A 14,379-nucleotide genomic window follows, 5' to 3' on the forward strand; every position below is an offset into this window, starting at 1 on the left:
AAAAAAAGCACTAAAAATGGCAGCAGAGATGGCTGCGGTTTTTTACAAAAATATCAAAGTCAGATTTATTCTTACAAAATCAGGTAAAAATCAGGCAAAGTTATCATTAGTAGCTTAAAAAAATGCTTCTTATGACACTCAAATCAATATTTTACTCCAAAGGAGTTAATATTATGTTGAAAAGGTTTATTAAAAAATTTGGTGATCTTAATATTTCAACCAAAATAATTTTGTATTATATGTTTGTTTTAATAACTTCGATTTCTTTTCTTTCGATTGCATACCAAGAGATAAATAATAATATAACCAGCAACAAGGTTATGCAGGTTTCAAATGAAATTGTCTCAAATATCAATTCCAGCATAGAATCGTTAATAAATACTGTAGACAACCAGTCTAAAATATTAATATCGAGTCAGATTCTGCAATCAGCTTTAGCAAATGGAAATGCAGGAAACTATGCAAGCTATATACAGCCAATGAGCAAATACTTGTCGGATTTTTTAAACTTTAACGACTTTATTTCATCCATATATATTTTTGACAACATGGGAAACGAATACTTTGTTGATAATGTTTCTTTTAAAAGCATAAGCTTGTCCACAATAAAGACAGCTAAATGGTATGACAGACTGGTAAGTTTAAATGGAAAATATATATTAGAAGCAAATGATGGAGATCTTATTGACCAAAGCAGTGGTAATAAAGGATATGTATCTTTCATAAGAGTCATAAACGATATAAACAGTCAGAAATCAGCCGGAATCATGATAATAAATATTTCTGAGTCTTATTTGTACAAGTATATAAATAGCTCAATAAATACCTATACGTCTGGTATAATAATAAGAGATGAAAAAGGAAATACAATAATTAAGCCGACAAACATCAGCAAAAATTTAAACAGTGAAATATATACATTCATCAATCCAAATGGCTCAACAGTTAGGAAGATAGATGGTAAAGTCTATATAATATCAGACTTGAAAAATGACTTTGGCTGGAATATCATAAGCATAACACCGTTTAATGAACTTAATAGCCAATTTTGGATCTACAATATAATACTTCTTTTTGTCATAGTCATAAACATCGTATTGCTTTTGCTGGGGCTTCTATTTATATCGCTTTTTATATCGCAACCTATAGTAAAGTTAGTAAACTCCATGAAAGGTATAAAAGACGGTAAATTTGAAAAAGTAGACATCGTGACAGGAAATGACGAGATAGGTATGTTAAAAGACGTGTACAACAAGATGATAGACGAAATAAAGAAGCTTATCGGCGATATAATAAATGAGCAAAAGATGAAAAGAAAACTAGAGCTGGAAGTAATGCAATCGCAGATAAAGCCTCATTTTCTGTTTAATTCTTTTGATGCAATAAGTGCATTGATTTTGATAAATGACACAAAAAGCGCCAGCAAAATTGTAAAAGCCTTAGGAAAGTTTTATAGATCTTTTTTGATGAACGGCAACGAAGAAATAACAATAAAAGAAGAACTTGAAATAATAGATAATTACCTTACAATCCAAAAGATACGCTTCGGAGACAAATTTGACGTCATAAAAGAGATTGACGATAGGACATTGCCTTATAAAATACCGAAGCTGATACTTCAGCCTTTAGTAGAAAACGCATTAAACCACGGCGTAAGAGGAAAAGACGGACAAGGCATAATAACAATAAAATCCCTTTACGATTTAAATCAAATAATTCTTATTGTCTCTGACAATGGAAAAGGCATGAGTGAAGAAAAATTAAAAGAGATAGAATCTGGTCAATCAAAAGGAGTTGGGCTCAGATCTACGATTGAAAGGCTAAAAATTTACTACAATTATAACGATGTTGTGAAGATTCAAAGTAAGCCAGACAAGGGAACAACTATCATAATAACTATTCCTATAAATAAGGAGGACTAAGATGTCAGAAAATAACATTAAGGTATTTATAATAGATGATGAATATTTAGAAAGAAGTCTTTTAAAACAATGCATAAATTGGGAATCGTTAGGAATGGAAATTGTAGGTGAAGCCTCAAATGCAAATGAAGGCATAAAATTAATCGATGAGCTAAAGCCAGATATCGTATTTACCGACATAAAAATGCCTGGTATAGACGGCATTGAGTTTAGTGAATTTATTTTAAAAAAACATCCATCGCTTATCATTATAGTCCTTACAGGTTACAATGATTTTAATTACGCCCAAAAATCTGTAAAATTAGGAATTTTTGATTTTTTGCTTAAACCTATTGACGAAAATGAAGTCTTAAACACAGCAAAAAAAGTGAAATCGTACATCGAAGGGAAGAAAAAAGAAAAGAAAGAGCTTGAAGATCTAAAAAAGCAATTATATGAGAACCTGCCTTATTTGAAGGAGCGTTTTTTAAACGAGCTTATAACCAGCAACTTACCTGAAAGTTCAATAAATGAAAGGCTTGAATTTTTTAAGCTACATTTGAAAAGTGGAAATTTTCAAATTGCTGCGATAGAAATCGCAAATTCAGCCGATTTAAATGAAGAATCTCGATTGATTCAAAACTTTAAAGTCAGTAACTACGTTAAAAGCTATTTTAAAAAATTAAAAAATATCATTGTATTCTCTGACCAGATGAATAGAATCATCATATTAAGCAACGATGAGAAGATAGACCTATATAAAATTTGCATGCGTCTTAAAAACAAAATAAATAAAGAGCTTGATTGTACTTTAAATATCGGCATCGGCAACATAAAAGAAAACATCGGCGAAGTTAGAACGTCCTACATGGAGGCCATCGATGCATTAAATTATCACATTGCTGTTGGAAACAACAACATAATACATTATAGAGATGTTCAATTTAAAGAAAGTAAATCAGAAAGTGACACAATGCATCTTTTAAATGAATTAAAATTTTATCTGAAATCTGGATTAGAAGACGATGCGATAAATACTGTAAAAGAAATTTTCTCTTTGATCGATGTTAAAAGTGAAAATGCGCTTAAGTTAATACATGTTAGTGCATTAAACATTATTTCTGTTTGCTTCTCGGTTTCTCTCGAATTAAAAGAGAATTTTGACGACATCTATTTATCTGAAATAAACACATACAACAAAATAGTAAATATAGAGACGTTGCCTGAGATGATAGAATTCTTATCATCCATCGTAATAAACACAATAAAAGCTGTCAATAAAGAACAGATTAGCAACATAAATAATTTGATTGATAATGTCAAAAAGTTCATAGAGGAAAATTTAAGCGACAGCAATTTGTCACTATCATTTGTAGCAAAGCATTTTTACTTAAACCCCAGCTATCTAAGCAGGACATTCAAAAAGGAAACAGGCATAAACTTCATAGAATACCTGACAAATAAGCGAATGGAAAAAGCAATAAGCCTTATTAAAGAGAAAAACATGAAGTCATTTGAAATCGCCAATGCCGTAGGCATACAAGACCCAAACTACTTCTCATCGTGTTTTAAAAAATACACAGGCTTAAACGTAAGCGAATATAAAAAATTAATAAAAAATACAGTTTAAGGAGATGCTTATGCATCTCCTTATGCATTTAGTTCCAATATAAACTGCATCGCCAAATCTTCAAACCCTCTCATAGGCTCATGTCCATAATCGGGATACACTTTTATATCCTTTTTTGATTTTATGTTGTTGTAAGCTGCAAAAACAGTTGACGGCGGACACACTTGATCCATAAGCCCAACGCACATTAAGACGTCGCCTTTTATCCTTTTAGCAAGATTTTTAACATCTATATATCCAAGCTTAGTAAATACCTCATTCTCCCTTTCATGCCTTGGATCAAAAAGCCTAAAATAGTCTGTAATCTCTTGGTAGGCATTTTTAGCAAGGTCTAAATCCCATACTCTCTTATAATCAGACAAAAATGGATATTCAGATACTACTTTGCGTATCCTTGGCTCCAATGCTGCACACGCTAATGATAGACCTCCACCTTGTGATGGCCCCATGACTGCAACCCTATCTTCATCGACTTCTGGCATATTCATTACTATTCCAGCCAATTGGGCAGTATCTAAGAAAATATGCCTAAAAAGCATGTTGTCAGCATCATCGTCTAACCCTCTTATAATATGCCCATTTAGAGTATTTCCCTTTACACCGCCAACATCTTGAGACTGCCCTCCTTGACCTCTTGCGTCCATAGCCACAACAGTAAAACCTGCCGCCACATAATTTAATTTGTCATTCCAGTCACCTGAATTTGATGAATATCCATGAAATCTTATCAGCGCTGGATGCTTTCCTTCTGTCTTAGGCTTTATATACTTTGCATGGATTCTTGCACCACGCACACCTGTAAAGTACAAGTCGTAGCACTCTGCAAAAGGCACTTGAAAGCTACTTTTTTTGAGTTCAATCTTAGGATCAATTGAGCTCATCTCATCTAAAGCCCTCTCCCAATACTCATCGAAATCTTCAGGGCATGGATTTGTACCAGTATATTCTTTTAGTTTTTGCAATGGCATATCAAAAAGTCCCATTTTAAATCCTCCTAAATCACATCAATATCCATTTATCTTGCTGTCATCAAGTCCTATATATGTGTTTGATTCATCAATCCTTTCTGTCAACTCATACAGCACAACCGCATTTTTCCCTAATTTAAACTTTAGATTTAAGTATCCGTCATTTGCAACAGCATAACTTGTCATTATCTCCGGCTTTGCAATTTCTCTAAGCGTATTTATCTCTTTTTTGCTGGGATACCTTGGCCTACCCATGTGTATCCACGTCACCCATGGATTGCCATGTTTTTCATCAATCAATTGCCTTTTAATAAATACGTCTCTAAATCCAACTGGTACCTCAACTTCATACTCTTTATCTGTATTTTCAGTCTTATCCATAATTTCATTCCATGCTATGAGTGCAACAGAGCCATCATCTCTCCTCGTCACAAGCATGTGCTCATCTCTATAAAGCATTTCTTCTCCCATGGCATTAAAGAATTTAAACGTGTAAAATGTAGGCTTCGGTATCATATTCAATGCCACAAGTCCAAATCCTCCATGGAACTGAGATCTAGGCACATCTCTTTCTTCAAACACATCGCTAAACGTCCAGTAAGAGAATGAATCAACGTAATCTCCACCTTCGCTTAAAATCCTGGCAATATACGCAGCATTAAATGGCGTATCGTGTACAGGATTTTGAGGGCTGTAAGATGTATTGTATTCTGTTATATGGAATGGAAGGTTCGGAAAATGTGAGTTTCTTATGATCTCTCTCACTGTTTTAAATTCGTTTAGCATGTATTCAGATGGCATAATCTCCTGGTATATGAGATGTGGCGTATATTCACCTTGCTTAGATGTGTACGCGTGTCGCGATACAAAATCGACAGGAACATTTTCTTCATAGCAGAAATTCAAAAAATCTTCTATCCAGTAGTCAGCACCACCACATATAGCAGGTCCTCCTACCTTCAAATTTTCATTTACTTCCTTTATCGCCTTTGCAGTAACCTTGTACAGCTTGAAGTATTCTTTCTCATCAGCATCTTTCCAAAATCCTTTTAAGTTTGGTTCATTCCATATTTCAAATGGCCATTTTACGACTTCATCTATGCCATACCTTGATATGAAATGCGAAACAACAGCTTTTATGAGGTTTTCCCACTTTTCATAATCCTTGGGAGGGGTAACATTTCCCTCCCAATAAAAAACTGTCTGTGTACCAGATGCTAATCTTTTAGGCATAAATCCAATTTCCACAAATGGCCTTATACCCATTTCTAAAAATGAATCGAAAATCCTATCTATATAGGTAAAATTGTAAAAAGGTTTTACTTCATCTCCTACCACATCTTCTCTATATATGCCTACATCGTCACACAAAAGGCCATGCCCTCTTATATACTTAAAATCTATGTTCTCTTTGACAAATTTTAATGTATCAACGTACTCCTTTTGAAGTGCAAGGCCAAGCCTGCCTGTTCCGACGCAAAATCTCCACCTGTCAGAAAACTTCTTGTTAGAAAAATTCGGTACTTTCACTTTAATCATGTTAAGACCCCCAAAATCTATTTCATCCACAATACACTTGTCACAAGTCTCGGATACAAGCGACTTCCTCTTGGCGTACCTGTATCGCTGTTTACTTGATCTGTTGCGCAATCTTCGCTGCATGACACCTGTTGCCATGTAGCATGTACTCTATCCCACTCAATTTCTTTATCGCCAAAGTCTATATTAAGCACATCTTTTATCACATATTGACACAAGAAAATTTTGCTGTTCCATGTATTCTTGCTGGTTGACGAAAGCTTCCAACCGCCAGACACTTCATCTATGCATATACCAGGCTTTATAATCGTCATTACGTGCTTCTTTAAAACTTTTATAAGCTCACCAAATACACCATCTTCACTTACAAAGTCAGTATATCCTACAATATATGGATATACTAATGCTTCTACAGCAGGTATTATCCTGGATGTATTGCCTTTTTCAAATACTGCAGGTATATACTGATTGTCTTCATCAAATTTTCCGACGATAGTATTGGCAGCCTGTTTAGCCTTTTCTATAGCTTTTTCTGCCTTTTCACCAAGATCATTTTCTTTAAACAAGCCATGTAACATAACGTAAGCCGCCCATGTCTTTACACCAAGGTATAAATTGTTCCTCGCCTGTCCTAAACTTTCATCAAGGCTGTCATATGTCGTTATTTCCGATCCTGTCTCGCACCTTGAACTATCAACATCCATTATCCCATCATTATTTTTATCTCTTGCCACAAGAGAATCAAAACAATCTTCAAAAACACCCATGTTTTTCTTAAGCCATTCTTTGTCGTTCATTTTTATTGCATAAACAGAACCTGTCAAAACCCAATTCAAAAGCTCTTCATGGGTCATGTAGCTGAAACATCCAGTAAGATTGGGAAGCTCATACGATGAATAACCTTCTTTAGAAAAACCATCTGCAACACCCATATCATGCGTAAAGGCAAGACCCGCTTGATCTCTGTAGCTATACTTTTCATAGTACAGATCCAACGTATTTGTAATCGTCCAAGGGTGGAATCTCATTTCCCAGAAGACATGGTCAACCGTCAAATCAAATGTATTTATCATAATGTATTCGCCTTCGTTTACTACCCAAAGAGGCGTGCCATCTTCCCGCTTCAAAAGCTCTGTGCTGGCATAATAGCTGTGAGCCGCATGTGATAACAAAAACTGCCTGTACTCATTTAGCCCGCTTTTTTTAAGCTCTTCATCTCTCTCTTTTGCCAAATTTAAGTAATAATCTTGATTGTCAAGTCCAAATGATAATACTTCTTCCAGAGACTTAAAAACAGATGTATAGTAAAATTCAGCATCGATTCCTGTCGTGATGACGCCACTTTGATACGTTGCCAATGCCATAGTATATGTTCTTTTCTCGCCTGCTGGCACTTTAAATATCAAAGATGGTGCTCTGCCAAGACCGTGATTTTGATAGTTATCATTTGCCCATGACGTCAAAATATCAAGTCTTGACAGCTCTCTTACATCATCGCTTTTTTTGACTGCAAAACCATATTTTCTGCCGTATACTCCGCCTAAGTATTTCCCATCTGTAAGCTCAGATAATATCCTTTTCGGACCTTCAAAGCCAAAAATCATCTCAGCGTCCTTATTGCTGTCAGTGTTATCCATTGTCAACTGTATAAATATGACAGGTGCCAATGCAAGTTTCTTTTCGTTTTCATTCATCACAGATGGGTCTTTAACATATCCGAAAGGAGTAAGAATGGAAAACCTGAATTTTCCCGCTGTCCAAGTATCTGATGCCCAACTTAACTCTCTCTCTATCTCATCTTCGCCAAAGATCTTTATATTTTTTTCTTTCTTGCTTGTAGAAACTTCTCCTGTAAACTCTTCTTCTGCATTTTTTGTATCATCTTTAATAAATGGCAACAAGCTTATAACACCATCTCTTTTGTATCCGATGTAGACATTGTTTTCAGGCGGCCGAACATCATTTAATACTACGCCACCACCTTTACCGCATTTACCGATTACAAAGCTTGAGAAAGCGCCAAATGCGCTGTGGTGCGCATAAAAAGATTTACTTATCATTTAAAACACCTCTTCTTAAGATTATGAATTTATTCTACCTTTATAGCTTTTGTTTGAGCTTCTAACGCCAATTCTATAGCTTTAAAAATGTGCTCCTGCGTCATGGCATTTTCTGTCCTGTTTAATGAGTCCAGTATCAAGTCCCCAAAGAAAGGAAATCCTACCTTTCCACTCACATCTATAAAAAATTCACCGTCTTTGTTTACTAAGTACACATGGTCTGGAGCATTTTCTCTTGCAACATCAATGTACTTTCTCAGCTCTATGTAGCCCTCTGTACCTAAAATAAACAGCCTTCCATCGCCCCACGTGCCAAGCCCATCAGGTGTAAACCAATCAAGCCTGAAATAGCCTGTTGCGCCATTATCGCCAATTAGCGTTACATCGCCAAAGTCCTCAAAAGTAGGGTACTGTTTATGATTGTAATTTGCTACTTTCGCTGATTGAACCTTTGCGTCTTTTGCACCTGTAAAGAACAAAAATTGTTCTATCTGATGGCTTCCTATGTCACACAGTATGCCTCCAAATTTGTCTTTTTCGTAAAACCAGTCTGGTCTTCCTTTTCCTTCTCTGTGTGGTCCCATTCCTAATACTTGTATTACTCTGCCTATCGCTCCTTTTTCTATTAGCTGTCCAGCATAAACTGATGCTTCATTGTGAAGCCTCTCTCCATAATACACGGCATATTTTCTATTTGTCTTTTTAACCTTTTCTTTTGCTTTTTCTAATTGCTGCCATGTCGTCATTGGAGGTTTATCTGCAAAGTAGTCTTTTCCTGCATCCATTGCTTTTAAGCCTATGTCACATCTTTCTGATGGTATTGCTGCACTTGCTACCAATTTAACTGAGTTATCCATCAGTATTTCATCTTCGCTGCGAGCCTTTTTTGCAGTTGGAAATGCTTTTATGAATCTTTCAACTTTCTCTGGGTCTTTGTCGTACACCCATTTTACTTCAGCACCTGCTTCTATTAATCCTTTTGTCATACCGTATATGTGTCCGTGGTCTAATCCAATTGCTGCAAATTGAAATTCTCCATCGCTGCAGACTTTTTTAGCTTTGCTTTCAGGCATATAGTACATACCGTTTTCTCTGCTCATTTGGTGTTCCTCCTCTATTTACTTAATATCTCTTCCAAATGTTATGCGTTCGTCATTGAAATTTTCTACAAACGTTTTTTTCTTATAAAAATGAGGCACTCTTGCCATTATGCCATTTACTGTGTAGAATGGATCATCTTTCTCAAGTGGCAATTTGACAGCTTCTTTTGTTGTAGCTGCTTTGTATATAGCAGTTATAAGCTCTATGGCATTTCTTCCGTCGATACCACTTACCAAGATTTCATTACTTGATTCTAACGCTTTTAATACATCGTCAATCTGTGGAGTGTGCCCTGTGTACTTTGTTTCTTCCAAGCTGTCATAGTATTCCTGTATTTTCTTTTCCAATTCTTCGTCTTCTCCAGATGGGAAACCATTGCTGGACGCTGTTGACGCATATACTTTCCATGGCACTGATATCCTGGCCTTTTTCCCTTGAAGCACAATTTGTTGTTCTTCTCCATGGTGCACGACTGAACTGGTTATCTGAGCCGACGCACCATTTTTATACTTTAGTATGGCTATTGATATGTCTTCAACTTCTGCGTTGTCATGTGCAACATTGCTCATTACAGCCTGTACTTCTTCGGGCATACCCAAAAGCCATATAAGCATGTCTATATGATGTATTGCATGATTTAATGTGCAACCACCACCTTCTTTTTCCCATGTACCTCTCCACCATAGGTCGTAGTACGAATGACCTCTCCACCAAAATGAGTCAACTTGTGCATGTACTATATCACCTGCTAAACCTGACTCTACGATCTTTTTTAGTTTCATGAACTGAGTCCTGAAGCGATTCTGCGCTATTACTGAAAGAATCTTTTTGTTTTTCTTTGAGGCTTCAATCATCCTGTCACACTCTTCTAACGATGATGCCATCGGTTTTTCTACGATTACATGTTTCCCTGAATTTAAACTTTCTACGGCTATGTCAGCATGTGTATATGGTGGCGTGCATATGTCCACCAGATCAATATCTTCTCTTTTCAATATTTCTCTGTAATCACTGTACAAAGTGGCATCTTCTAAGCCAAACCGCTTCTTTTTTTCATAAGCCTTGTCCTCGTAGATATCAGCTATAGCGACGACCTTGCACCTGTCTTTAAACTCCAAAAAGCCTTGTATGTGGGCAGATGAAATATTACCTGCCCCAATTATGGCTATATTAATCATACTAAACTTCCTCCAATCAATCAACTAAGTTATTAATCTAAATTTTTCGATTTTTACTGTATTTCTACATCAATCTCTCCCTGAGACAGCTATTCATAAATTTTCCTTCCATGTTCATCTTTTATGCCAGTCTTCCTGTAAAAATAAGTATTTACAACATCTCTCCACTCTTTAGCGTCAACTACCTGTATGTCAAACCTCTCTAACACTGCTTTATACGTCTCATCATCTATCTTGCCTTTCAACTTTATCCAAGCTTCTCTCATTTTTTCTGCACGCTCTACACCTTCAAAATGTGTATCGTATATGTGTTGGATAACTGTCTTACCTGATTTTAGCTTGTGACTGTACGGTACATGGTGGAAAAATAGCAAAAACTCATCAGGACATGTATCTATATTTTCGTACATCTTTGCAACAGGCTCTTTGTACTGCGCCGTATAACCTGTACCTGTTTCTACAGTCCTATCGACGCCTATCCCCTTAAAATCTGCGTAGTGATACGTACCCCAATGGGAATATTCATAGCCATCAATATTAGGGCCGTAATGATGACCTGGGTTTACCATCCATCCTATTCCAAGAGGACTTGTGTACTCTTCGTATATCTCTCTCGATTCTAAAAGCATCGGTACGACTGTATTCAAAACATCCTCATCACATCCAAATGTAAGCCTCACCCATTCCTCAGCAATCTCTCTTGATGAAAAATCCGGATTCCAAGCAAGCCTCCCAAAGCCATAAAGATTCGATTGTGCAAGTGGATGTCCTGTCCATGACGCACTATCACCTATGTTCGCTACACCAACAATTCCACCGTGCTTTGAGCCAAACAGACTGCCGTTTACAACTTTCTTTACAAACGAACCTTCTCCTTTTGCAAATGTATCAAAGTCTAAAGCTTCCTTCCAAAGTGGCACAAGGTAACATAAATGTTTCTGTTGTCCTGTATACTCTTGAGTAATCTGAAACTCCATAAAAACATTTGTCTTTTCCATTGCACCAAACAATGGTGTAATCGGTTCTCTAATCTGAAAATCCATCGGTCCATTTTTAACTTGCAAAACCACATTATCCATAAATTTCCCATCTAATGGCTTGAAATTGTCATAGGCAGCTTTCGCTCTATCTGTAGAACGGTCTCTCCAGTCTACCATGCAGTTATATACAAAAGTCCTCCAAATAACAATGCCGCCATATGGCTTTAATGCCTCAGCCAACATATTTGCACCATCTGCATGATTGCGGCCGTATGTGAATGGTCCAGGTCTAAACTCTGAATCTGCTTTTACTAAAAACCCACCGAAGTCAGGAATGTAACTGTATATTTTTGATGCTACATCCTTCCACCACTTCTTAACTTCATCGTTAAGCGGGTCTGCAGTAGAAAGACCACCTATTTCAACTGGGGATGCAAAATTTATGCTTAGATATGTCTTTATGCCGTAACCTCTAAAGACATCTGCTACCTTCGCCACATCAGGCAAAAATTCATCTGTAATAAGCTTAGTTTCTTGCTCATGCACGTTGACATTATTTATTACGACTCCATTTACCGCAATGGATGCAAGCAACCTTGCATAATCTTTTATCCTCGAGAGATCTTGGACTATGCGATTATCTTTAAAGAAGATAGATTTTCCTGCATACCCTCTTTCAATATTGCCATCCATGTTGTCCCAGTGATCCAGTATCCTGAAATCATTTTGAGGATTATCAATGCACAATGCATCTTCCAGACTTTTACCGCTAAATATACATCTTATGAGGTGAAAAACACCATATAGTACACCTTTTTCACTCCCACCTATTACTGTTAATACTTTTCGATTATTTTTTTCAAATGTTTTTAGGGCGAATCCTTCACTTTGAAGTCCATCATCTAAATCAATATCAAATCCTTCTGCCTTAAAATCATCTAGAGTGCCTACAAAAATGCAATTTGACTTTGGCATATTTTCGATTATTTCTATGTCTACATCTTTAATATTCGATAAAGCTTTTTTAAGCTCATCGACAGCATTATTTATAATTCTATCATTGCTTTTAACAACAATATATTTAAAATAGTCCTTATACCCATCAAATACTTTATCATCACAAAGATTATACTTTAGCCAACAATCATACATGGTACCAACAAATTTCTTATCGCTAATCATAATATCACTCTCCACACGTCAATTATATATAATATGATACCATCATTTTGAACATTTAAGTAAATTTACCTCACTAACATTTTTCCCTTTGAAGGCATGAGCCATCAAAGGGAAAATATAATGAACATCATCCATTATTTGTTTTTGCTGCTTTTGTATACATCGTTTGTAAGTTTAACTAATTGATCTACACCTTTAGCATTGACCTGTTGTACATAGCTATCCCAGTCTTTGTCGATAGACGCAACACCTGTTATGAATTTAAGCATCATCTGTTCTACATAGTCAGAAATTGGCTGGCTAAGCATATTAGCTTGCTCTCTCTGACTTTCAGTAAACGGCACAGGTGGTGCTACAGGTAAAAACTTTCTTTGAGTATTGACTTGATTTTCAAAATTTGCTACTTCTGGTGTCATCATTGATTCAGCAAGATCTTTTGGTCCACCATACATCAAGCAGAACACACCGCCAGAGAAGCCGTAATCCTTCTGCAAGTTCTTTGTACCACTTGGATTTAGGTTCATGTAATTTACATCAGGCATAAGCTGGAACTTGCCATTGACTTTTTGATACGTTACGCCTTCAACGCCCCACTTTGTAAGCGTCTCACCTGCTTCACTGTACCACAACCAGTCTACAAACTTAAGAAGTTGTGGGAAGTTTGGATCGTCTTTTGCTTTTGATGATATCATTATACCATTCTCAAGGCGGTTGCCTGCAATAACTCCACCTTTTGGTCCTGCCAATGGTAAAATCTGTGTCACTTTAAAGTTACCTTTTCCTAATGTCTGATTCATCTGACTGATCATATTCTGAATTTCCTGCGTATTTGTCATGATAACAAATGACTTACCTGTTACAAATTTCTGTTTTGCTTGATCGTCTGTCTGAGTGAAGCTGGCTGGATCAAGAAGGCCCTCTTTTACAAGTCTATTAAAATATGTCAACATATCTTTGTATTCTTGTGATGTTGGATAGAATTCCCAATCATCTTTTGCGCTATTGTACAAAACAGTTGAGGTTTGAGTCCAATCAAATAATCCATCGCTTCCTGCAATCGGCACACCAAATGTCGGCAGTGCTTCACCTATCAAAGCTTTTCCTTGCCATCTATCTGACAATGGATATGTGTTCGGATATATCTCTTTTAATTTTTTCAAAGCTGATTCTAATTCATCCCATGTATTTGGAATCGGTATATTGTTTTTCTCAAATATATCTTGTCTAATAGCAAGAGAATATTGTATTGAATAAGTTTGATGCAACATTGGCAAAACGTAGAACTTTCCATCGGCTTGCTTTAATGAATTGATGTCATTTTGTAGTCCCCACTCTTTTACTTCTCTTGAGAAATTAGGCATTTGATTTATATAGTCGCTTATAGGAAGTATAGCACCTGATGAAACAAATGGTATTTCTTGTCCTGGATATGTCTTTGGTATTATCTCTGGCGCTTGGCCTGAGCTAATAAGAAGGCTTCTCTTTTGAGCATAATCGCTCATTGGAACTATAGTAAGCTTAAGCGTGACATTAGTAGCATCTTTTATGGCTTTCCACAATAACCAGTCTGATTTGTATGGATAATTTGGGTGATCGCTATACAACATTGTAAATTCCAATGGCTTATCTGATTTAAAATGTAAATTTTGTGGATCGTTATTGTTTGTGGCAGTCTGAGTTTGTTTGCTTGTATTGTTGCTGCTGGATGAAGAATTTTTATTTCCGCAGCCTGATAGCAAAACACCTACAACCAAAACCACAACTATCAAAAACGACAACAATCTTTTTGCGCTTTTACTCATATAAAATATCCTCCTCTTAATTAAATCAAAAGCTTATA

The 14,379-nt window shown here is 36.2% G+C and carries 9 protein-coding genes; 2 read left to right on the forward strand and 7 right to left on the reverse strand.

Annotation, left to right across the window (positions count from 1 at the left end; genetic code table 11):
* Nucleotides 1-173: 173 nt before the first annotated feature.
* Complete coding sequence (locus tag HNR52_RS09645) at nt 174-1,922, forward strand: sensor histidine kinase (RefSeq protein ID WP_435620461.1); 1,749 nt, start codon at nt 174-176, stop codon at nt 1,920-1,922.
* A 1-nt stretch (nt 1,923) separates the two neighbouring features.
* Complete coding sequence (locus tag HNR52_RS09650) at nt 1,924-3,531, forward strand: response regulator (RefSeq protein WP_435620462.1); 1,608 nt, start codon at nt 1,924-1,926, stop codon at nt 3,529-3,531.
* A 20-nt stretch (nt 3,532-3,551) separates the two neighbouring features.
* On the opposite strand, the gene HNR52_RS09655 is transcribed toward HNR52_RS09650, so the two are convergent.
* The 7 genes from HNR52_RS09655 to HNR52_RS09685 all read right to left on the reverse strand — a co-directional run bounded on the left by HNR52_RS09655 (nt 3,552) and on the right by HNR52_RS09685 (nt 14,341).
* Complete coding sequence (locus HNR52_RS09655) at nt 3,552-4,514, reverse strand: acetylxylan esterase (protein WP_435620463.1); 963 nt, start codon at nt 4,512-4,514, stop codon at nt 3,552-3,554.
* Between the two features lie 21 nt (nt 4,515-4,535).
* Nucleotides 4,536-6,038: a GH39 family glycosyl hydrolase gene (locus HNR52_RS09660; RefSeq protein WP_435620464.1), complete on the reverse strand. Its 1,503-nt coding sequence runs from the start codon at nt 6,036-6,038 to the stop codon at nt 4,536-4,538.
* Nucleotides 6,039-6,055: 17 nt separating this feature from the next.
* Nucleotides 6,056-8,098: a glycoside hydrolase family 52 protein gene (locus HNR52_RS09665; RefSeq protein ID WP_435620465.1), complete on the reverse strand. Its 2,043-nt coding sequence runs from the start codon at nt 8,096-8,098 to the stop codon at nt 6,056-6,058.
* A gap of 29 nt (nt 8,099-8,127) precedes the next feature.
* Nucleotides 8,128-9,198 (reverse strand): Gfo/Idh/MocA family protein, encoded by a 1,071-nt coding sequence (locus tag HNR52_RS09670; protein WP_435620466.1) that lies wholly within the window; start codon nt 9,196-9,198, stop codon nt 8,128-8,130.
* An 18-nt stretch (nt 9,199-9,216) separates the two neighbouring features.
* Complete coding sequence (locus HNR52_RS09675; protein WP_435620467.1) at nt 9,217-10,377, reverse strand: Gfo/Idh/MocA family protein; 1,161 nt, start codon at nt 10,375-10,377, stop codon at nt 9,217-9,219.
* A gap of 89 nt (nt 10,378-10,466) precedes the next feature.
* Complete coding sequence (locus tag HNR52_RS09680; RefSeq protein WP_435620468.1) at nt 10,467-12,539, reverse strand: alpha-glucuronidase family glycosyl hydrolase; 2,073 nt, start codon at nt 12,537-12,539, stop codon at nt 10,467-10,469.
* A gap of 134 nt (nt 12,540-12,673) precedes the next feature.
* Nucleotides 12,674-14,341 carry an ABC transporter substrate-binding protein gene (locus HNR52_RS09685; RefSeq protein ID WP_435620469.1) on the reverse strand — a complete coding sequence of 556 codons (1,668 nt, stop codon included), beginning with the start codon at nt 14,339-14,341 and terminating at the stop codon, nt 12,674-12,676.
* Nucleotides 14,342-14,379 lie beyond the last annotated feature (38 nt).

It is taken from the genome of Thermoanaerobacterium thermosulfurigenes (genome assembly GCF_051201035.1).
Classification (GTDB): Bacteria; Bacillota; Thermoanaerobacteria; order Thermoanaerobacterales; family Thermoanaerobacteraceae; genus Thermoanaerobacterium; species Thermoanaerobacterium thermosulfurigenes.

Excerpts from the sequence above, each read along its gene's own strand:
- HNR52_RS09645 (WP_435620461.1), top strand. The coding sequence starts at position 174 with ATGTTGAAAAGGTTTATTAAAAAATTTGGTGATCTTAATATTTCAACC.
- HNR52_RS09650 (WP_435620462.1), top strand. The coding sequence starts at position 1,924 with ATGTCAGAAAATAACATTAAGGTATTTATAATAGATGATGAATATTTA.
- HNR52_RS09655 (WP_435620463.1), bottom strand. The coding sequence starts at position 4,514 with ATGGGACTTTTTGATATGCCATTGCAAAAACTAAAAGAATATACTGGT.
- HNR52_RS09660 (WP_435620464.1), bottom strand. The coding sequence starts at position 6,038 with ATGATTAAAGTGAAAGTACCGAATTTTTCTAACAAGAAGTTTTCTGAC.
- HNR52_RS09665 (WP_435620465.1), bottom strand. The coding sequence starts at position 8,098 with ATGATAAGTAAATCTTTTTATGCGCACCACAGCGCATTTGGCGCTTTC.
- HNR52_RS09670 (WP_435620466.1), bottom strand. The coding sequence starts at position 9,198 with ATGAGCAGAGAAAACGGTATGTACTATATGCCTGAAAGCAAAGCTAAA.
- HNR52_RS09675 (WP_435620467.1), bottom strand. The coding sequence starts at position 10,377 with ATGATTAATATAGCCATAATTGGGGCAGGTAATATTTCATCTGCCCAC.
- HNR52_RS09680 (WP_435620468.1), bottom strand. The coding sequence starts at position 12,539 with ATGATTAGCGATAAGAAATTTGTTGGTACCATGTATGATTGTTGGCTA.
- HNR52_RS09685 (WP_435620469.1), bottom strand. The coding sequence starts at position 14,341 with ATGAGTAAAAGCGCAAAAAGATTGTTGTCGTTTTTGATAGTTGTGGTT.